The sequence below is a fragment of the Massilia agrisoli genome, assembly GCF_020831365.1.
Classification (GTDB): Bacteria; Pseudomonadota; Gammaproteobacteria; order Burkholderiales; family Burkholderiaceae_D; genus Telluria_A; species Telluria_A agrisoli.
In genome coordinates this window covers 272,003-292,066 of the sequence record NZ_JAJHPV010000004.1, presented here as the reverse complement: position 1 = coordinate 292,066, position 20,064 = coordinate 272,003, and the positions used below count along the sequence as shown (strand labels likewise).

Annotated in this window: 11 protein-coding genes; 2 read left to right on the top strand and 9 right to left on the bottom strand. The window is 63.1% G+C overall.

All coding sequences use genetic code 11. The features are described from left to right. Positions 1 to 318: 318 nt before the first annotated feature. Positions 319 to 3,372 (bottom strand): TonB-dependent receptor, encoded by a 3,054-nt coding sequence (locus tag LMJ30_RS02705; protein ID WP_229430797.1) that lies wholly within the window; start codon positions 3,370 to 3,372, stop codon positions 319 to 321. Positions 3,373 to 3,900: 528 nt separating this feature from the next. Here LMJ30_RS02705 and LMJ30_RS02700 point away from each other — a divergent pair. Beyond that, entirely contained in the window at positions 3,901 to 5,526 is a 1,626-nt protein-coding gene (locus LMJ30_RS02700; protein ID WP_229430796.1) for an NAD(P)/FAD-dependent oxidoreductase, read from the top strand. Positions 5,527 to 5,653: 127 nt separating this feature from the next. On the opposite strand, the gene LMJ30_RS02695 is transcribed toward LMJ30_RS02700, so the two are convergent. From LMJ30_RS02695 to glnA, 6 genes are all read right to left on the bottom strand, one after another. After that, a complete protein-coding gene (locus LMJ30_RS02695; protein WP_229430795.1) occupies positions 5,654 to 8,575 on the bottom strand; it encodes a TonB-dependent receptor domain-containing protein in 2,922 nt (973 codons plus the stop codon). 256 nt (positions 8,576 to 8,831) lie between these two features. Beyond that, positions 8,832 to 9,800 (bottom strand): magnesium/cobalt transporter CorA, encoded by a 969-nt coding sequence (gene corA / locus LMJ30_RS02690; protein ID WP_229430794.1) that lies wholly within the window; start codon positions 9,798 to 9,800, stop codon positions 8,832 to 8,834. Positions 9,801 to 9,854: 54 nt separating this feature from the next. Continuing rightward, positions 9,855 to 11,330: a nitrogen regulation protein NR(I) gene (gene ntrC / locus LMJ30_RS02685; protein ID WP_229430793.1), complete on the bottom strand. Its 1,476-nt coding sequence runs from the start codon at positions 11,328 to 11,330 to the stop codon at positions 9,855 to 9,857. 67 nt (positions 11,331 to 11,397) lie between these two features. Further along, positions 11,398 to 12,459 (bottom strand): nitrogen regulation protein NR(II), encoded by a 1,062-nt coding sequence (gene glnL / locus LMJ30_RS02680; protein WP_229430792.1) that lies wholly within the window; start codon positions 12,457 to 12,459, stop codon positions 11,398 to 11,400. Next, positions 12,456 to 12,941 (bottom strand): DUF4124 domain-containing protein, encoded by a 486-nt coding sequence (locus LMJ30_RS02675; RefSeq protein ID WP_229430791.1) that lies wholly within the window; start codon positions 12,939 to 12,941, stop codon positions 12,456 to 12,458. Before LMJ30_RS02675 ends, glnL begins: the two co-directional genes overlap by 4 nt. Before the next feature lie 174 nt (positions 12,942 to 13,115). Beyond that, positions 13,116 to 14,531 carry a type I glutamate--ammonia ligase gene (gene glnA, locus LMJ30_RS02670; protein ID WP_229430790.1) on the bottom strand — a complete coding sequence of 472 codons (1,416 nt, stop codon included), beginning with the start codon at positions 14,529 to 14,531 and terminating at the stop codon, positions 13,116 to 13,118. A gap of 300 nt (positions 14,532 to 14,831) precedes the next feature. Here glnA and LMJ30_RS02665 point away from each other — a divergent pair, with 300 nt between their 5' ends. Then, on the top strand, positions 14,832 to 15,290 hold the full coding sequence (locus LMJ30_RS02665) for a rhodanese-like domain-containing protein (RefSeq protein WP_229430789.1): 459 nt from the start codon (positions 14,832 to 14,834) through the stop codon (positions 15,288 to 15,290). A gap of 8 nt (positions 15,291 to 15,298) precedes the next feature. Here LMJ30_RS02665 and LMJ30_RS02660 read toward each other — a convergent pair whose 3' ends face one another. Both LMJ30_RS02660 and LMJ30_RS02655 read right to left on the bottom strand, forming a co-directional pair. Then, positions 15,299 to 16,675, bottom strand: coding sequence for a TAXI family TRAP transporter solute-binding subunit (locus tag LMJ30_RS02660; RefSeq protein WP_229430788.1), 1,377 nt, complete (start codon positions 16,673 to 16,675; stop codon positions 15,299 to 15,301). Between the two features lie 168 nt (positions 16,676 to 16,843). Then, positions 16,844 to 19,903, bottom strand: coding sequence for a transglycosylase domain-containing protein (locus LMJ30_RS02655; protein WP_229431051.1), 3,060 nt, complete (start codon positions 19,901 to 19,903; stop codon positions 16,844 to 16,846). Between the last annotated feature and the right edge of the window lie 161 nt (positions 19,904 to 20,064).

The following is a 20,064-nucleotide window of genomic DNA, read 5'->3' as shown; positions in this document are numbered from 1 at the left end:
GTTATAGTTGCGATGAGACGCGAGCCGTTCGGCGAGGAAGACGATCTCGTTGTCGTCTAAACGACTTTCCTAGCTGAAATAAGGCCGCGCGCGCGACATTATGTCGGTACGGCAGGAAATTGGGAAATCCGCCCGACGCTGTATGGTGGATTTACAACAAGTGGGATATTGGGAGGTGGTGTCGCGGTGCAACCCGCCGTTTCGGGGGCTGGACGAAAAAAAGCCGTTCAGCGATTAACTGAACGGCTTTTGCAGCTTGTTGCAGACAACCTGGCGGTTTCTAGACCCGGACGGGCCCAGGAACCGACCAGGCAGGCATCAGAACTTGTGGTCGTAGGAGACCGAGAAGCGGCCCGAACGTGGTGCGGTCAGCGACAACGGGGTCTGGTACAGCGAGCTGATACGGGTACCGTTGTTGTACGCTTCGGTCACGTTCTGGACAACCTGGCGGTTGGTCACGTTGAACACGTCAAGACGCAGTTGCAGGCCAGGAAGCATTGCTGGCTTGTAGGCGACGTTCAGGTCCAGGCGGTTGTCCCATGGCAGGCGGCCAAGGGTACCGCGTGGGGTGATGACGTTTTCCGCACGGGTCGCACCACCGCAATAGAAGGTCTGATTGCTGTAGTTAGGCGAATCGCCAGGCGCAGCGGCCGAGCCGATGCAGCTGCGTGGACGGCCCGATGCGAGCAGCACGTTGGCGCCAACGGTCACTTCCGGCATGACCTGGTAGAAACCGTAAGCCTTGACCTGGTGTTCGCGGTCGTTTGGCAGCAAGCCATCGGCGCCGATCATCAGCTCTGGGTAGTCCCAGGTCGAGGTCACGGCAACGTCAGCCTGGCCGTTGTCCGAACGGACCTGGCCTTCGGTATTGCCCTTGTTCTTCGACCAGGTGTACATCAGCTTGCCGTACCAGCCGTTGCGCAGTGGGTGCTCGGCGAACAGGTCGATTGCAGCGTAGGTACGCTTTGGCTTGCCGAAGCCCTGGTCTTCAGCAGTCAGGAACACCTTGGTCAGCTTCGATGCGTCGCCGGTGTAGTCGACCATGAAGGTGTTGTCCTGACCTGGGTTGAAGGTCTGGCACGTATTGCCCCACAGCGGATTGGTGATGTCGATGTTGTTCGCTTCTGCATAGCGCTCGAACGGACGCACGTCGCAGAAGTCATCGATGGTCGACTGCAGGGTACGGTAGGTTGCCTTGGCGCCGAAGTTCAGGCTAGGCGAGAATGCCTTCTCGAAACCGATCGTCAGCTCATCCTGGAAGGCTGGCTTCATGTCGAGGGCAGCGAGGGTTGCCACGACTTTGTCCTGGCCGTACTCGTTGTTGTTCGACAGTGGCTCGCTCAGCTGGACCAGGCCGGTTGGTGCGCCGTTTGCATCAACACCGCTGTACGTGAAGTACTGGGCGGTGAAGGTCGAGCGGCCTGCGCCACGTACCGAGATGTGGGTTGGAATTGGCACCGAGTAACGGCCAGCGGTACCGAATACCTTCAGGCTCGAATCGCCGTTGACGTCCCATGCTGCTGCGAAACGCGGCATGATCTGGTTCTTCATTTCCAGGAAGGTCGTCTTGGTGTCGTTCTGGTTCTTGAACGACTCGCTGCGCACGCCCAGGGTCAGCATCAGGTTCGGGGTAGCCTGGTACTTGTCTTCCAGGTACACCGCGCTCTGCTCGCCGTAGGAATCGGTCACGGTCGAGAACAGGTTCTTGGTGACGTAGTAACCCTGGGTACCGTAGCCGCCGCCGCTTGCCGGCGAAGGAATCAGCACGCCGGCCGGGCCATCGAGCGGCTCGTTCGGGGTATCGGTACGGAAGTAGGTCCAGACGCCGCCACCGGCGCGGATGTCACCGGCTTTCAGCGAGGCGATCTTGTTCTGGTCAACACCACCACGCAGGGTGTGCTGGCCGAGACGGTATTCGAGGTCGATACGGGCAGCTTTGACCACATCCTTCGAGCCCGGCGCGAGGATCACGCCGGTGATGCCCTGCGGGTTGTTGTAGGTCAGGCCAGGCACGCGGTCCGCTGGTGCCGACGACACCTGGAACAGGGTCGGGTTGTAGCCTGGGAAGTCGTTGGTATGCTCCGAATCCGTCTGGCCGTACAGCGCGGTCAGGGTCAGGTCCTGGGTGAGGTTACCGGTGTACTTCGCCATCTTGGTCTTGCCGCCGTTATCGTTCACGTTGACCAGGGTCTGGGTCGAGGTGACGGTGCCGACGCGCTGGCGGGTCGCGTAGTCGAAGCCGCTGTCCTGGATCTCCACGGTCGGGGTATCGCCCAGTGCGGTGAACTCGAGGCGGTGGTCGTCGGTGATGTTCCAGTCGACCTTGGCCATGTAGCGTTCGATCTCGGTGCCGCGATCGCGCCAGCCATTGCGGGCATTCGAGGTGCTCACGCGGAAGCCATTGACCAGGCCCTGGTCAATGTCGGTCTTTTCAGCAGCAGCGAAGAAGAACAGCTTGTCTTCGATGATCGGACCGCCGACGTACACGCCGTAGACCTTGCGTTCCTGGGTGTTTTCTTCACGGGCCAGGCGCAGGGTGCCGTCGGTTGGCGAGTTGTACGATGCGCCAGTGTTGGCGTAGTAGATGTCTTTCGACTTCGCGCGCCACGATTTTGGCTCGATGGTGACGATGCCGCCAGCTTCCCAGTTATTGGTACCGCTTTTGGTAATGATGTTGACCACGCCGCCGATCGAACGACCGAACTCGGCGCCGAAGCCGCCGGTCAGGACCTGTGCTTCAGCAATCGCGCCGAATGGCAGCTGGGATGCGCCCAGGCCGGTCAGTGGGTTGACGACAGGGAAACCGTTGATGTAGTACGAGTTTTCCGAAGCAGCGCCGCCGCCGAAGGAAGCACCGCCGGCGAAACGCGAGTCGGCGCGGGTGGTGTTCGGCGCCAGCTGGATGATTGCTTCAACGTTGCGCGCGATTGGCAGTGCGGCCAGTTGACGCGAGTTGAACGTGGCGCCATTGTTGGTGCTGGTCACGTCGATGGTGCGGCGCTGACCGGTAATCTGGACCGTTTGAACGCCGGTAGCGGCAGGTTCGAAGACAGCCTGGGCTCCTTGGCCGATACTGGCGGTGACTTCGGTGGTGCCGGTGACGGTGTCGCCCTTCATCTGGGTGACGCGGTAGGTACCGGTCGGCAGCGACGTGGCCTGGAAGCGGCCGGATGCATCCGGGGTCAGCGTACGGCGCAGGCCGGTTGCCGGGTTCTCGATCACGACCTTGACATCTGCGCCTGGCGTAACGGTACCGTAGATGCTACCGGTAGCGTTCGACTGGGCCATCGCTGGCGCGGTGACTGCAAGGCTCAGCGCCGTGGCGCTGAACGCGACGGACAGGGCATGCACTAAAACGGTTTTTCTCAACATTGTGATTTCCTAATTGTTTTTAAACTGTCTTTTATACAGATCAGCTCGGGTAAGTTGTCGTACTGCAAATCACGTTTACTTCTTGTTCACCACTATTTTTATTTCTCCGCCCATCAGGGCGCTTTACACTTTTGCCATTGATCAAATGTGCATGGTTAAGCATAGAACCATAGCAAAACATTACATGTCAACGATCTGCGTGAACCTATGCAGATAAACAACACATCGTGAATTGCCGGCAGATCGTGCATAAATACATGAAGAACATGGTGCGATGCCACACAAAGGCCCGCCCGCCTCAGCACTTTGCGCGTGTGTTGTGCATGCATATACCGGCATTGCCCGACGTTGGCGCAGAGCATCAAGAAAATGGTGCATATACCGTATTTGCGGCACCGCAACAGAACCACCAATTTGGCGCTTGCGCCTGTGCGCCGCGCTTAGACATGTTCGTGGCCATCTATCGCGGGTAAAATAGCGGGTTATAGTTCGAAAAACCCATCATTTAAGCCGGACGGAAGCCGTAATATGTTGCGAATTAATGAGTTAAAACTGCCGCTTGATCATACCGAGGAAGAGCTTGAGGCTGCCGTGCTGGCGCGCCTGGGAATCGGCAAAGATTCGCTGCGGCATTATTCGGTCTTCAAGCGCAGTTACGACGCGCGCAAGCGCGCCGCCATCCTGCTGATCTATTCGCTGGACGTCGACACGCCCGAGCAGGAGGCGATCCTGGCGCGCCTGAAGCACGACATTCATGTGCTGCCCTCGCCCGACACCAGCTACAAGTTCGTGGCCGGCGGCGAGCAGTTGCAGGGGCATGACAGCAACAAGCGCCCGGTGGTGGTCGGCACCGGGCCCTGCGGCCTGTTCGTGGCGCTGGTGCTGGCCCAGATGGGCCTGCGCCCGCTGATCCTCGAACGCGGCAAGGTGGTGCGCGAGCGCACCGTCGACACCTTCGGCTTCTGGCGCAAGCGCAAGCTCAATACCGAGTCCAACGTGCAGTTCGGCGAAGGCGGCGCCGGCACCTTCTCCGACGGCAAGCTGTACAGCCAGATCAAGGATCCCAAGCATTACGGGCGCAAGGTGCTGACCGAGTTCGTCAAGGCCGGCGCCCCGGAAGAAATCATGTATGTGTCCAAGCCGCACATCGGCACCTTCCGCCTGGTCAAGATGGTCGAGCAGATGCGCGAGAACATCATCGCGCTGGGCGGCGAGTACCGCTTCGAGAGCAAGGTCACCGACATCGACGTCGAGGAAAAGAATGGGGTGCGCCAGGTGCGCGGCGTGGTGCTGGCCAGCGGCGAGCATATCGCCACCGACCACCTGGTGATGGCGATCGGCCACAGCGCGCGCGACACCTTCGAGATGCTGTACGAGCGCGGCGTGTACATCGAAGCCAAGCCGTTCTCGATCGGCTTCCGGGTCGAGCATCCGCAGTCGCTGATCGACGTGTGCCGCTTCGGCCCGAACGCCGGCAACAAGATCCTCGGCGCCGCCGACTACAAGCTTGTGCACCACGCCACCAACGGCCGGTCGGTCTACAGCTTCTGCATGTGCCCGGGCGGCACCGTGGTGGCGGCCTCGTCCGAAGAAGGCCGGGTTGTCACCAATGGCATGAGCCAGTACTCGCGCAACGAGCGCAACGCCAACAGCGCGATCGTGGTGGGCATCACGCCGGACGACTATCCGGGCCATCCGCTGGCCGGCATCGCCTTCCAGCGCAAGCTCGAGGAAGGCGCCTTCGCCCTCGGCGGCGGCACCTATGACGCGCCGGGCCAGCTGATGGGCGACTTCGTGCGCGGGGTGGCCTCGACCGCATTCGGCTCGGTGGTGCCGTCGTTCAAGCCGGCGGTGCACCTGACCGACCTGGGCACCGCCCTGCCTGAGTACGCGATCCAGGCCATGCGCGAAGCTTTCCCCGCCTTCGACAAGCAGATCAAGGGCTACTACAAGGAAGACGCGGTGCTGACCGGGGTCGAAACCCGCACCTCGTCGCCGATCCGCATCAAGCGCAACGACGGCGACCTGCAGAGCCTGAATACGCGCGGCCTGTTCCCGGCCGGCGAAGGCGCCGGCTACGCGGGCGGCATCCTGTCGGCCGCGGTGGACGGCATCAAGGTGGCCGAAGCGGTGGCGCTGTCGATGGCGGCCTGACGCCTTCGCCTGCCGCCAATGACAAGACCCGGCGCTGCCGGGTCTTTTTTTGTGCGTCAGTTTCCCGTCGACGAAAAAAAACGGCGAGCTCTGCAGCTCGCCGTTTTTGTCGTGCTATCTAATCAGATTAGAAGCGCGCGGTCAGGTTCATGTAGACGAAGCGGCCCATCGAGTCGTACACCTGTGGGAAGGTGTTCGCGTTGGCGCTGCCTGCGGCAGGAATTGCATTGCCGGAAGCCAGTGGTGGATCACGATCCAGCACGTTGTTGACGCCGAACGACAGGGTCATCTTCTTGGTCAGGTTGTACGCTGCGTTCAGGTCCAGGTAGTCACGTGCACCCAGCTGCTGTTCAACCGCGGCAACAGCCGAGGTGCCCAGCAGTTCCTGGCCGCTCAGGCGTTCCTGCGCGACGGAGTCAAAGTGACGCCAGGTTGCCGACACAGCCAGGTCCCATGGGGTGGTCCAGGTTGCGCGCAGCTTGTGACGCCATTCTGGGGTCGAGGTACCGCAGGTCTGACCGAACAGGCCCTTGCAATCGTAGGTGCCAAGGCCAGGAACGTTCTCAACCGTGTACTCTTTGACCCAGGTGCCGTTCATCGTCAGGTCCAGGCCGCCCATCGCGCCGAGGCGCTGGCGATAGCTCGCACCAACGTCCAGGCCCTTGGTGCCGATCGAACCGATGTTGGTCGTGGTGTTAACCACGAAACCAGCAGGACCGTTAGGCGACAGCCACAGCGAACCGAGTGCATCACGCTTGATCAGGTTGCAGAAGACTGCTGCGCCGGTGCTCAGGCACTGGTCCAGTGCGACCGATGGATCGACCGAGCTGATGGTGTCTTCGATCGCGATGTCGAAGTAGTCCAGGGTGACGGTCAGGTTCTTGGTCGGGGTGATGACCAGGCCAAACGTCTTGGTCGTGCCTTCTTCCGGCAGGACGCCTGGGTTACCACCGTTCAGGTCCGAGTGCTGGTTAGCCGAGTTGTACGGAACTTTGCCGTACAGGTTGGCTGGCAGGCCGGTGCGTGCGCACTGTTCCGCGGTCGCGGTCAGGGTTTCGCTGCCGATCGCGCCTTCGCATGGATCGTTGGTTGGGCCGTTGTTGCCGATCGACTGAGGATTGAACAGGTCGCGGATGGTTGGTGCGCGAACTGCCTTCTGGTACGAACCGCGAACGCGAACCATATCGACTGGCGCCCAGTCAACACCTACGCCCCAGGTGTCAGCCGTGTAGCCGGCGCTGTAGTCCGAGCGGCGGAACGAGCCCGACAGGTCCAGGTTCTTGGCGAAGGCCTTGTCTTCGAGCAGCGGCACGCGGAACTCGCCGAACGCTTCCTTGACCGAGAAACCGTCGACCAGTGGTGGCGATGCACCGCCCGAACCTGCCAGGTCACCGCTCAGCGATGCCTCATCAGGTTCGAATTTCAGCTTTTCCGAACGGCGCTCGAAGCCGAACGACACGCCCACGCCGCTGGTTGCCCATGGCGACTTGATGCCGTAGGTGCCCAGGTCCGAACCGATGTTGAAGCCAGCGATGATCTGCTGGGTGTAGCCCATCGAGTGGCCGGATGCGTTCAGGTAGTCCAGCTGTGCCTGGGTAACGCCGCCCAGGGTAAACATGTTGTACGGCACGCAAGCAGGGTCGCTGCCGTCAACTGCCGAACGGCAAGCTGCCGCGCCGGTGACTGGATCAGGCACCACGTCCGTTGCCAGCGCAATGCGCTTGCTCGAGAAGTAGCCGGAGTTGGTTTCTGCGTGGTTCACGCGGGCGAACTGGCCGAATACGTCATAGGTCCAGTTGTTGACTTCGCCTTTGAGGCCGACCAGCTGACGGTAGGAAGTATCCTGGATGTCAGCAACGCGCGGGCCGCCTTCGACGTTACGCTTGCCGAGGGTGACGTCGACCGAGCTGCCTGGTGCGGTGATGCCCAGCGCTTCTTTCCATGCCTGCGACAGCAGTGGGTTGTCGTTGCGCAGGGTTGCCTGGGCGCCCAGGAAGATACCGCCTGGAGCGACTTGCGCGTCGGTGGTGTAGTTGTGGAAGTTGAATTCCTGGTACAGGCGAACTTTTTCGTTGATGTCGAAGTGCGCGCGCGCGTTCACGCCGGCGACCTTCGATGGACGCTGCAGGAAGTTCACTGGGCCATAGTTGTACGAGTCAGCCGAGGTGTAGCGGCGAACAACGCCGGCGTCGCCGTTGGTGTAGCTCACGCCGGTGTCGTTGTTGATGACGCGGCCGCGCGGGTTGGTGCCCGAACCGACGCAGCCGAAGCCGGTCGACACGGAAGAACCCAGTGCGCAAGCGGAGAAGTCGCGCTCGCTCTGCAGCAGTGCGTCGGTTTCTTTGTACGATACGAACAGGGTGGCGTTACCGCGGTTGTCCGCGAAATTGCCGCCGACCAGCAGGCTGGCGTCACGCGACTTGCCGTCGAAGCTCTTGTCGTCAGGTACTGGGTAGCCAGCCTTCGACACCAGTGCGCTGACGTCGTTGCCCTGGCTGTGGTTGTAGCCGCTGCCGTTCAACTGAAGCTCGACGCCTTCGAAGTTGTCGCGCAGGATGAAGTTGACCACGCCAGCCACCGCGCCCGCGCCGTAGACTGCACCGGCGCCGCCGGTCAGTACTTCAACGCGCTTGATCAGTGCTGCTGGAACCTGGTTGACGTCGGCTGCAGTGCTATTGACGCTACCGGATGGCAGGCGCTTGCCGTTGACCAGAATCAGCGTGCGGTCCGAACCGAGGCCGCGCAGGCTGATCGTTGCGGTACCGGTCGCGCCGTTCGAGATGGAGGAACCTTGGGCAGCGAACACCTGTGGCAGGTTGTTCAGCATGTCTTCGACGTTACGGACGCCATCAATCTTGATGTCCTTGGCGCTCAAGGTGGTTACTGGGCTTGCGCCTTCCGTATTCAGCGTTGGAATACGGGAACCGGTAACTTCAACCCGTTGCATTGGCGCTGCTTCCTGTGCCGACGCAACCTGCATGCTGCCGAGCACCAGTCCACTAGCGAACATCAGGCGGATGGAGCGAGATAACACTGTTTCCGTGATCATTAAAAGTCCCTCGAATGTAATTATTGATACCCCGCCTTGTGGACGGAGCGTGTCTTCATGGCCCGTAGTTAAATTCCCGAAGGAAAATAAACGTCAACCACGGCGAAAAACGCCGCCACCTTCGTCTTCGACGATGAAGAAGGTTGTGACGCATGGAACCATAAATGATTGTTTTTTGTCAAATCAGTAAAGACATGCATGTGTTCATAAACAACACATAAGGAGGCAAATCTGTGCCGTAAACGGCGGCATTAGCTCACAACCAGCCGGATTTTTTGAAACGGTAGTAGAGGTAGCCGCACACGGCAACCATCGCCGCGATCGCCACCGGGTAACCGAAGCGCCATTTGAGTTCAGGCATAAACTCAAAATTCATGCCCCAGATGCCGGCAAATGCCGTCAGTACCGCGAAGATAGCGGCCCAGGCGGCCAGGCGCTTGTTGACGTCCCCCGCCTCGATGGCCACCATCGACAGGTGGACCTGGATGGCGGTGGCGATGGTGTCGCGCATGGTGTCGAGGGTGGACTGGATGCGGTACAGGTGATCGTGGACGTCCCGGAAATAATCTTGGGTTTGTTGGAATCCGGACGGAATCCGGCCCCCATACAGCTTGCCGACCTGGTCGGCCAGCGGCGCCACGGCATGGCGCAACAGCATGACCTTGCGCTTGAGTTCGTACAGCCGCTCGATATTGTCGCGCGACTGCGACCCCGCGGTAAAAATGCGGTCCTCGATTTTCTCCAGCTCGGACTGCAGCATGTCGACCACCGGGAAATAACGGTCGACCACGGCGTCCATCAGCGCGTACAGCACGAAGGCGGCGCCCATGGTCAGCAGGTGGGGTTCGCGCTCGGCGCGGGCACGCACGCCCAGGAAGCCGCGGGTGGCGTTGTTGCGCGCCGACAGCACGTAGTTGGGCCCGACGAACACGTCGAGCTCGCCCACCACCAGCTCGTCGCCGTTCAGTTCGACCATCCGCACCACCGCGAACAGCGAATCGCCGTATTCCTCCACCTTGGGGCGCTGGTTGCCGCGCAGGGCGTCTTCGACCGCCAGTTCGTGCAGGCCGAACTCCTCCTGCATGGTGGCAAGTTCTTCCGGCTGGGGGTCGGCCAGCGCCACCCACACGAAGCAGCCCGGCTGGGCAAGGTAGTCGCTGATCGCCTCGACGGAAATGTCGCTGAGTTTCTTGCCTTCCTGGTAGGCGACGCAGTTAATCAGCATGGTGGTCCTGTAAGCTGTGCAAATGAACAACAGCTTACTATAAGACGCCGCGGCCTATTCGTCCTTTGCGCCGCCGATGCCCAGCTCCGCGATCTTGCGGGTAATGGTGTTGCGGCCGATACCGAGGCGCACCGCCGCGTCGTTCTTGCGGCCGTGCGTGTACTTGAGCGCGGCGCGGATCAGGGTCGACTCGAACTGCCGTCCCAGTACGTCCATCACCTCCAGCTGGCCGGCGCCCAGCATCCGGGCAGCCTGCAGCTCGAGCAGGCTGGCCCAGTCGCCCTGCCCGGCCGCACCCGGCGCGCCAGCGGCGTGCGCATGGGGCGGCGCCGGCACGTCCAGCGGCGCCTGGGCCACGCTGTCCCAGCCGCCGCCATTGCCATGCATGAGTTCGGGCGGCAGGTCCTTGACTTCGACCGTCTGCCCGGGGGCCATCACGGTAATCCAGTTGCACAGGTTTTCCAGCTGGCGCACATTGCCGGGCAATTCCAGGCTGCTGAGGAATTGCATCGCCGCATCGCTCATCCGCTTGGTGTCGACGCCCAGCTGGCGTGCACTCTGCACCAAAAAGTGGCGCGCCAGCAGCGGGATATCCTCGCGCCGCTCGCGCAGGCTCGGCAGGCGCAAGCGGATCACGTTCAGGCGGTGGAACAAGTCTTCGCGGAACAAGCCGTCGCGCACGCGCTGTTCCAGGTTCTGGTGGGTGGCGGTAATTACCCGCACGTTGGCCTTGAGCGGCTGGTGGCCGCCGACCCGGTAAAAGTGGCCGTCCGACAGCACCCGAAGCAGGCGGGTCTGCAAATCAAACGGCATGTCGCCGATTTCATCGAGGAACAGGGTGCCGTTCTCGGCCTGCTCGAAGCGCCCGCGCCGGGTGGCCTGGGCGCCGGTAAAGGCGCCGCGTTCGTGGCCGAACAGCTCGGACTCGAGCAGGTCTTTCGGGATCGCGGCGGTATTGAGCGCGATGAAGGGCTGGCTGGCGCGCGGGCTGTGCTTGTGCAGGGCGCGCGCCACCAGCTCCTTGCCGGTGCCCGATTCGCCGGTAATCAGCACCGTGACGTTCGACTGCGACAGGCGCCCGATGGCGCGGAACACTTCCTGCATCGCCGGCGCCTGGCCGAGGATTTCCGGGCTGCCCTGCGGGCCCGATTCGACGCTGGCCTCGCGCAGGCTTTCTTCCTGCGCGCGGCGGATCAGCGCCACCGCCTTGTCGATGTCGAAGGGCTTGGCCAGGTATTCGAAGGCGCCGCCCTGGAAGGCCGCCACGGCCGAGTCGAGGTCGGAATAGGCAGTGATGATGATGACCGGCAAGCCGGGGCACTTCTCCTTGACCGCCTGCAGCAGCGCCAGGCCGGATTCGCCCGGCATGCGGATATCGGACACCAGCACCTGCGGTGTTTCAAGTTCAAGCGCGGCTTTGGCGTCGTGGGCGTTGGCAAAGCTGCGCGTGGCCAGGTTTTCGCGCGCCAGGGCTTTTTCGAGCACCCAGCGGATCGAGGCATCGTCGTCGACTATCCAGATTGGTTTCATGTATTCGCGCTTTCCCGCTAAATCGATCTGCAATGGGACCGCCTGCGCACCCATGCCGGGCCGCGCCTCAAGGGAGCGGCAGCAGGATGCGGAAGTCGGTCAGGCCGGGCCGGCTCTCGCACTCGATCACACCCATGTGCTGCTGCACGAAGGTCTGCGCCAGTGTCAGTCCCAGGCCGCTGCCGCCATCCCTGCCCGACACCAGCGGGTAGAAGATACGGTCGCGGATCTGGGGCGCGATGCCCGGTCCATTGTCGATGATATGCAAGTCTAATGCCAGCGCGTAGCGGACCTTCGCCAACGTGACCTGGCGCGCCACCCGCGTCTTGAAAACGATCTCGGCGTCCCCTAGCGCAATGCGCCCCTGCAAGGCCTGGGCGGCGTTGTGGGCGATGTTGAGCACGGTCTGGATCAGCTGCTCCTTGTCGCCCCGGAACTCCGGGATCGAGGCGTCGTAGTCGCGCCGGATCGCCAGGCCAGTGGGAAACTCGGCCAGGATCAGGCTGCGCACCCGTTCCAGCACTTCGTGGATGTTGACGTCGCCGACGATGTGCGGGCGCCGGTGCGGGGCCAGCAGGCGGTCGACCAGGGTCTGCAGGCGATCCGCTTCCTTGATGATGACCTGGGTGTACTCGCGCAGCTCGGCCAGGTGCAGCGGCGGCAGCTCCAGTTCCAGCAGCTGGGCGGCGCCGCGGATGCCGCCCAGCGGGTTCTTGATTTCGTGGGCCAGGTTGCGGATCAGCTCCTTGTTGGCCTGGCTCTGGTCGAGGATGCGCTCCTCGCGGTCGAGCTTGAGCTGCTGCACGTTCTCGCGCAGCTCGATCAGGATCGCGCCGTCATCGAGGGCGCTGACGATGCAGTGCACATGCAGGCTCTCGCGCCCTGCCCGCTCCAGGCTCAGGTCCTGGCGCATGTCGGCGTACTTGTGGGCCTTGGCCTGCTCGTACAGCGCGGCCAGCTCGTCGCCGTTGGCAAACAGGGTGGCGATGGTCTTCTGCGACAGCGCCTTCAGCGAGCTGTCGAGCAGGTTCTCGGCGGCCGCATTGGCATAGTCGATGCGCCCGGCGGCGTTGGCGATCAAGACCGCCGAGGCCAGCAGGTCGAGGCCGGCAAGGGCTTCGGGTTTCATCGGATGTTGGCGAGTTCGCGTTTCAGGGCTTCGACATTCTTTTCGGAGCGGAAGATGTTGTCGCGCATGTCGGCCACCCTTGCCTGGTACTTGGCGTAATTCTTCTCGTTGCCCTGACGCTCAGGCTCGCCGCCATTGAACTCGCGGCGCAGCTCGGCCAGGCGGCGCTCTTCGCTGCGCAGCTCGTCGGAGAGGATGGCGCGGCGGTCGTCGTCGCGCGCCTTTTGCTGGGCGTTGTCAACGCGCGGGAAGTCGGTCGGCGTGACCGCCGGGCTGGCCGCGCGCGGCGCCGGCGCGGCCCTGCGCGCCGCCGGCGCCGGGATCGCGCTCGACACCTCCAGCGTCCTGCAACCAGGCCCGCCGGTATCGGTCAGCAGCCGCCGTCCGTCCTTGTCCGTGCACAGGAAGATGTCGGCCGCCGCCAGCGGCGCCGCGCCCATCAGTGCAAAGCCCAGAACGGCAGGGAAAAACCTCGTTGTCATTACCATCAGCTTAGCGGGCACATGAATCCGTGCGGAAATTAAAGTCACCCCGAATATACAACATCCGAAAAAAAACGCGGGGAAAGCCGTGGCTTTCCGCGCGTTTTTTACAGCTCATTGACACATTCGATGCCAGCCTGTCCACACAAGCTGAAAGACCGGCAACGAAAGGTGTTAGCAGGAGTAGTACATATCGAATTCGACCGGGTGCGTGGTCATGCGCATGCGTTGCACTTCGGTCATCTTCAGTTCGATGTACGCGTCGATCATGCTGTCGCTGAAGACGCCGCCACGGGTCAGGAACTCGCGGTCCTTGTTGAGCGCGTCGAGTGCTTCTTCCAGCGAAGCGCAGACGGTCGGGATCAGCGCGTCTTCTTCCGGCGGCAGGTGGTACAGGTCTTTCGACGCTGCTTCGCCCGGATGGATCTTGTTCTGGATGCCGTCCAGGCCAGCCATCAGCAGTGCTGCAAAGCACAGGTAGACGTTGGCCAGCGGATCCGGGAAGCGGGTCTCGATACGGCGGCCCTTCGGGTTCGCCACGTGCGGGATGCGGATCGATGCCGAACGGTTGCGTGCCGAGTAAGCCAGCTTGACCGGCGCTTCGTAGCCTGGCACCAGGCGCTTGTACGAGTTGGTGCCTGGGTTGGTGATCGCGTTGAGCGCCTTGGCGTGCTTGATGATGCCGCCGATGTAGAACAGCGCGTCGTCCGACAGGCCGGCATAGCCGTCGCCTGCGAACAGGTTCTTGCCTTCTTTCCAGATCGACTGGTGCACGTGCATGCCCGAACCGTTGTCGCCGACGATAGGCTTCGGCATGAAGGTCGCGGTCTTGCCGTAGCTGTGGGCGACGTTCCAGATCACGTACTTCATGTTCTGGGTCCAGTCGGCGCGCTCGACCAGGGTCGAGAACTTGGTGCCGATTTCGTTCTGGCCGGCGCCGGCCACTTCGTGGTGGTGCACTTCAACCGGGATGCCCAGCGCCTCGAGGATCAGGCACATTTCCGAACGCATGTCCTGGAAGCTGTCCACCGGAGGAACCGGGAAGTAGCCGCCCTTGACGGTAGGACGGTGGCCGCTGTTGCCGCCTTCGATTTCCTTGTCGGTCGCCCACGACGATTCGTCCGAATCGATCTTCACGAAGCAGCCCGACATGTCGATCTTCCAGCGCACGCTGTCGAAGATGAAGAATTCCGGCTCGGGACCGAAGAAGGCGGTGTCGCCGATGCCGGTCGACTTCAGGTAGGCTTCGGCGCGCTTGGCGATCGAGCGCGGGTCGCGGTCGTAGCCCTTGCCGTCGGATGGCTCGATGACGTCGCACTGCATGAACAGCGTGGTCTCTTCCATGAACGGGTCGATGTTGGCGGTGTTTGGGTCAGGCATCAGGATCATGTCCGATGCTTCGATACCCTTCCAGCCGGCGATCGAGGAGCCGTCGAACGCGTGGCCCGATTCAAACTTGTCGAGGTCGAAGTGCGAAACAGGAACGGTGACGTGCTGCTCCTTGCCGCGGGTGTCGGCGAAACGAAAATCAACGAACTTGACTTCGTTGTCCTTGACCATCTTCAAGACTTCTGCGGCTGTTCTTGCCATTCTGGATCTCCTAAATGAAATGGGGGGTTGCCGGGCGGGTGAGCGCGACGCGACAAATCTTACCGGGATATTAGCAGGAAGCATGCCAGCCGCTCAAAACGGCCGGCCCCGCCTCCAGGCTGTGAATGCGGCATGAAAAGCTTCTAAAGCGACCCTGGCGCCAGCGCGGCAAGGGCACCATTTTAGTGCATCAACCCGGTTTTGCACCGCGATGAAGCACGGCGCACCCAAATGGCGAGCCGCCCCGGGCTGGTGCGCCAGCTTCTATAATAGTCCGAAACATCCTACCTGGAAGAATCCATGACCACCATCGACGACATCCTCGCGCAAGCACGCAGCGCCGCCCCCGGCCAGCCTTATGCCGGCGCGGTCACCCCGCAACTGGCTTACGAACTGCTGGGGATGGACCCGCGGGTCAAGCTGGTCGACGTGCGCACCAACGCCGAGCGCGCCTGGGTGGGCAAGGTCGCCATTCCCGAAGCCCAGCATATCGCCATCGAATGGAACACCTGGCCGGCCGGCGCCCAGAACCCGCAGTTCGCGGCGCAGCTGGACCAGGCCGCCGGCAAGGACGACGTGCTGCTGTTCCTGTGCCGCTCGGGCGTGCGTTCGCGCCACAGCGCCAAAGCCGCCACCGAGCGCGGCTACACGCAGGCTTTCGACATCCTCGAAGGCTTCGAGGGCGACAAGGACAGCGAAGGCCACCGCAAGAACGTGAACGGCTGGTGCAAGGCCGGCCTGCCCTGGATCGGCGCGTAAGCGCGCGCTTACACCGCCTGGCTCGCTTCGGCTTCGGCGGCCGCCGCGGCTGGCGCTTCGGGCTGGCCTGGCGCCGCCGCGCGCACCCGCTGGCGCACGAAGTTGATGTGGCTGCGCAGGCCGTACAAGGCGTCGGCAAAGGCCAGCGGAATCGAAATGCGGTTCACCATCGCCTCGATTTCGTCGAGGCGTTTCAGCAGGCCGGCGCACACCTCGGCGCGGTCTTTGGCAGGCGCGGCATCGAGCTCCTGCTCCACCGTGCGCAACTGGCCGTACCAGCGGTACACCCGCGACTTGATGCGCCACACGTACAGCGGCGGCACCACTTTTGACAGCGGAATCCACAGCGCCGCCAGCGCCACCACCACCACCCACATCCGGTCGAGCAGGTTGGCCAGCCAGAAGCTCATATAGCGCTGCAGCAGCGGCGGACCGTCCTTGTAGAACTTCTGCGCCTCGCGCGCCACCGGGATCTCGGTAAAGCGCGCGGACGGGAACTGGCCCTGGGTCTGGAACCAGCCGGTACCGCCATGGATCTGGCTGGCCGCCTGGACGAACAGGTCGACCAGCGCCGGATGCAGGTCGTCGCGCGCCACCAGCGTGGCGGTCGGCGCGATCAGGTGATAGTCCTGCGACGGGATGTCGCGGCCGACGTCGACGATCCCGCGCGGCAGCACCACGTGGGTCACGAACGGCAGGCGCCGCGCGTAGGCTTCGGCCTGGGTGAAATCGAACAGCCTGATGCCCGGGGTCTGCAGCAGCATCTGCACCAGCGGCGCTTCCGGGCCGGAGCTGAACACCAGCGCATCGATGCGCCCCTCCAGCAGCTCGACTGTGGCGGGGGTGTTTTCCAGCGTGCCGATGGTCAGCTCGGACGGCTCGACCCCGTTCAGCTCCAGCACCTTGCGCAGCAGTTTGGGCACGCCGGTGCCTTCGGGGCCGAGGTTGATCTTCTTGCCCTTCAGGTCGGACAGCTTCGTCACCGCGACAGGTTCGCGCATGAACAGCCAGACCGGTTCGGTAAACAGGCTGCCCAGCGAGACCAGTCCTTTGCGGCGCGCCTCGGCTTCTTCGGTGGAGCCGCTTTGCACGAAGGCGATGTCGACCTTGCCATCGTTGAGGCGCTGGAGGTTTTCCTGCGAGCCGAGCGAGCGCTGCAGGGTGACCTTGATGTCGTGTTTGGCGAGGGCGGCGGCGTACTGCTTGCCGAATTCTTCGTAGGCGCTGTTTTCCTGGCCGGTGGCAAGCAGGACCTGGCGCGGCGGTGCCGGATCGACCACCAGGTAGGCGACCGCGCACAGCACGGCGATGACGATGACCGTCGGGCCGGCGGTGGCGACCAGGTCGCCGAAGGAGAACCGGGTGAATTTACGGATGTTGGACATTACTCTGCGCATGGGTTTCATGCACGGTACGATGCCAACAATTTAACAACAATGCAAGTTGGGGTGATTCACGCGAATTCGGCGGATTACGGGCTACGCCCTTTTCCGCCCTACGTATCATGGTTTTCGTAGGGCGGAAAAGGGCGAAGCCCGTAATCCGCCATTGGGTTATCCGCCGCAGGCCTTGATTGCGGGCGCCCCCGCCACCGCCGCTTTCGGCGGCTCGATCATCGGCATCAGGCTTGGCGCCAGCGTGGCCAGCAACTGCACCGGCAAGGCGCTGGTGAAGTCGTAATCGGCCGCGCTCGGCCCGGCCACATACGCCGTCATGCTGCCGTAGAAGCGCTCGCCGATGTTGAACACGAAGGTCGCCGAGCGGTTCACATAACGCGACTCGATCAGCCTGCCGCCGGCGCCATACACCTCAAAGCGCTGGTCGCCGGTACCGGTCTTGCCGCCGACGGCAATCACCTGCCCGTCCGCCATCGCAAACGCCGTCTTGACCCGCTTGGCGGTGCCGTCCGACACCACGCCGCGGATCGCTTCGGCCACCGCTGCCGCCACTTCCGGCGCCAGCACCTGTTCGCCCTGCACTTCCTTGCCCGGCTTGACCAGCGTTTCGTACGGCGTGCCCTTGGCGAAGTGCAGCGAGTCGATGCGCTGGGTCGGCTTGCGCACGCCGCCGTTGACGATGATGCCCATCATTTCCGCCAGCGATGCCGGACGGTCGGCCGACGCGCCCAGCGTGGTCGCGTACGACGGCGTCAGCGAGTCGAACGGGTAGCCCATCTTCTTCCACTGCGCATGGATCTTGAGGAAGGCCTCGACTTCGAGCAGGCCGGCGATGCGGCGGTCCTGCGCGTGCTTGCGGTGGGTGTTGAACAGCCACGCATACACCAGCTGGCGTTCGCGCACGCTGGCGTCGGCGATCTCGGCGAACTTGGCGCCCGGATGGGTGCGCATATAGCCGACCAGCCACAGCTCGAGCGGGTGGATGGTGGCGAGGTAGCCGCGGTCGGCCAGCGACATGTTGGCCGGCGAGTACTGCACGTACATGCGCTCGATGCGCTCCTGGTCGACTTCATTGGCCGACACCAGGTTATCGTTCAAGAACTTGCCGAACTGCGCGACGGACGCTTCCGGCGCGATCGTGCGGTGCACGTTGGCCAGGCGGGTCGGCGTCGGGCGCAGGCTGGCCAGCAGGACTTTCTCGGCTTCGGCCAGGCTCTTGCCGCGGTACTTGTTATAGAAGCGGGTCAGGAACTCCCGGCCTTCGCGGTCGGCGAAGCGGGCCAGGTATTCGGCGCGGCGCGGGTCGGTCGAATCGGCCAGCAGCGCCGCCGACGATCCAGGCAGCTGGAACATGTAGTAGCGGACCACGTCGCGCATCATGCGCACGAACACCAGGTTGGTCGAGCTGCGCAGCGCTTCGCGCACCGTCATGATCTTGCGGTCGTCCAGCTTGCTGAAGTTGCCGAAGGTGTGCAGGCCGCCGCCGGTGAAGAAGCCTTCGTACGGGCTGGCCGAGTACTTGCGCTCGAGCGCCGCTTCCAGCATGGCCGGCAGGGTGCGCGCTTCCGGCTTCTGGTTCAGCGTGAAGTACTCCACCGCCCACAGCGACATGCGGTCTTTCGGATCGATGACAGTGGCGCGCAGGGCCTTGGCGTCCATGCCGGCAAAGCGCTTGTGCAGCTGGTCGACGATGTCCATGTAGGTCACCAGGGTGCGCAGCTTGGCGGTCGAGCCGAGGTCCAGCTTGGCGCCTTCGTTGATGTCGAGCGGCTGGTCGTAGTTATCGGTCTGCACGCGCAGGTAGTTGGCCTTGTCGCCGCGTTCGAGCAGGGTGAAGCTGTAGACCACTTTGGACGGGTCGCCGTTGCCGAGCATGCCCTTGCCGGTGAGGCCGGCGGCGGCTGCCTTCTCGGCGTCGCGCAGCTCGCGCAGCACCGCGGTGACGGCGTTCTGCGCGTTCGAGTCGAGCGTGCTGACGACCGACAGGTCGAGGCGGTCGAGGTTGTACAGGCGCGAGTCGCCCAGCAGTCCGCCGAGGTGGGTGCGCACCGCGTTCGACGCCTTGCGCGTGACGAAGGTGTTGGCGGCCGGCTGCGCCACGCCCGACGAGGCGGACGGGTTGAGCGGCATGCGCAGCGCGGCGTCGCGCAGCGCCGGCGGAATCACGCCGGCCTGGGCCAGCACGCGCAGGTGGGTGTTGGTCAGCTGTTCGAGGTCGTCGTCGCCGGCGCCCAGGTAGTGGGCCGGACGGCGCTGGGCGATCATCAGGCTCAGTGCTTCCTTGTAGATCTGGGCAGCCTGCGGCGTGTCGATGCGGCCGTTCAGGGCGCGGTTGACGTCCTCGAACTTGCGGCCGTACCAGACCCACATGCCGTCGCCGATGCCGTTCACTTCGCCGTAGCCAAGCTTGGCCGACAGCGGCACGGTGTTGAGGTAGTCGACCACGATCTGGCGGCGCGCACGGGTGGTGTCTTCACCGTACTGGTAGGCGCGCAAGGTGGCCGAGGCCATCTGCACCAGCTTTTCCGACAGCGAGCTGGTACGCCCGTCCGGCGAATGGCGGTACTTTTCAATCTGGGTCGCCAGGGTGCTGCCGCCGGCCGAGCGCTTGTCGCCGCCGGTGAAAACGCTGAGCGATTTGTCGAGCACGGCCTTGCTGAAGCGGTCCCACTCCACCGCCGGATTGCGCTTCGGGTATTTGGTGTCGAGCAGTTCGCGGTTTTCGATGAACAGCAAGCTCTTGACCAGCAGCGCAGGCGCCTTGTCGAAGCCGTCGTAATAGCGTTCCGGGAACTGCGACGAGAACAGCGGCGCGCCGCGGCAGTCGAGGATCGACAGGCCGACCTTGGTCTTTTCCTGGAAGGTGGCGAACAGGCCCATGTCGGCCATCTCGACCATCTTCGGCGACAGGCGCGCCTGCGCTTCGATCACGTAGTTACGGGTCTGCAGCTTGCCCAGGTAATCGGGCAGGTTGGCGTAGCCAAGGCGCGCGTCGTACGGGCTGTCGGACGGGAAGCGGATGGTGCTGCTCGGTCCCGGACCGACCTTGTAGTCGAGTTTGGACGCCAGGCGCGAGAAGAACTCGGCCTGCATCGTGGACGTGCGCATTTCGTAAGCGGCAAGCGCGGCGACAAGCGCCAGCAGCAGCAGCGAAACGAGGATCAGTACAAGCTTGAAACGGCGTGGCGGTTTTTTATCTGTTTGCGGCTCTGGCATGTCGCCTTCCCCTTCCGGCACTGGCGCAGGATCGGGAACGAGCGACAAATGCGGATGCGGGTAGTTCAGGTGCGGCACATTGTCTGTGGCGCTGTTAGTCGATGCGTTCAACGCTGCTCGGGCGCGCATTTTGCGCACTGCGCGGTCAACGATGATGCGGG

Bases quoted from the DNA above. Each gene is read 5' to 3' on its own strand.
- corA (WP_229430794.1), bottom strand. From the start codon at position 9,800: ATGCTGATTAACTGCGTCGCCTACCAGGAAGGCAAGAAACTCAGCGAC.
- glnA (WP_229430790.1), bottom strand. From the start codon at position 14,531: ATGGCAAGAACAGCCGCAGAAGTCTTGAAGATGGTCAAGGACAACGAA.
- LMJ30_RS02665 (WP_229430789.1), top strand. From the start codon at position 14,832: ATGACCACCATCGACGACATCCTCGCGCAAGCACGCAGCGCCGCCCCC.
- LMJ30_RS02655 (WP_229431051.1), bottom strand. From the start codon at position 19,903: ATGCCAGAGCCGCAAACAGATAAAAAACCGCCACGCCGTTTCAAGCTT.
- ntrC (WP_229430793.1), bottom strand. From the start codon at position 11,330: ATGAAACCAATCTGGATAGTCGACGACGATGCCTCGATCCGCTGGGTG.
- LMJ30_RS02675 (WP_229430791.1), bottom strand. From the start codon at position 12,941: ATGACAACGAGGTTTTTCCCTGCCGTTCTGGGCTTTGCACTGATGGGC.
- glnL (WP_229430792.1), bottom strand. From the start codon at position 12,459: ATGAAACCCGAAGCCCTTGCCGGCCTCGACCTGCTGGCCTCGGCGGTC.
- LMJ30_RS02695 (WP_229430795.1), bottom strand. From the start codon at position 8,575: ATGATCACGGAAACAGTGTTATCTCGCTCCATCCGCCTGATGTTCGCT.
- LMJ30_RS02660 (WP_229430788.1), bottom strand. From the start codon at position 16,675: ATGTCCAACATCCGTAAATTCACCCGGTTCTCCTTCGGCGACCTGGTC.
- LMJ30_RS02700 (WP_229430796.1), top strand. From the start codon at position 3,901: ATGTTGCGAATTAATGAGTTAAAACTGCCGCTTGATCATACCGAGGAA.
- LMJ30_RS02705 (WP_229430797.1), bottom strand. From the start codon at position 3,372: ATGTTGAGAAAAACCGTTTTAGTGCATGCCCTGTCCGTCGCGTTCAGC.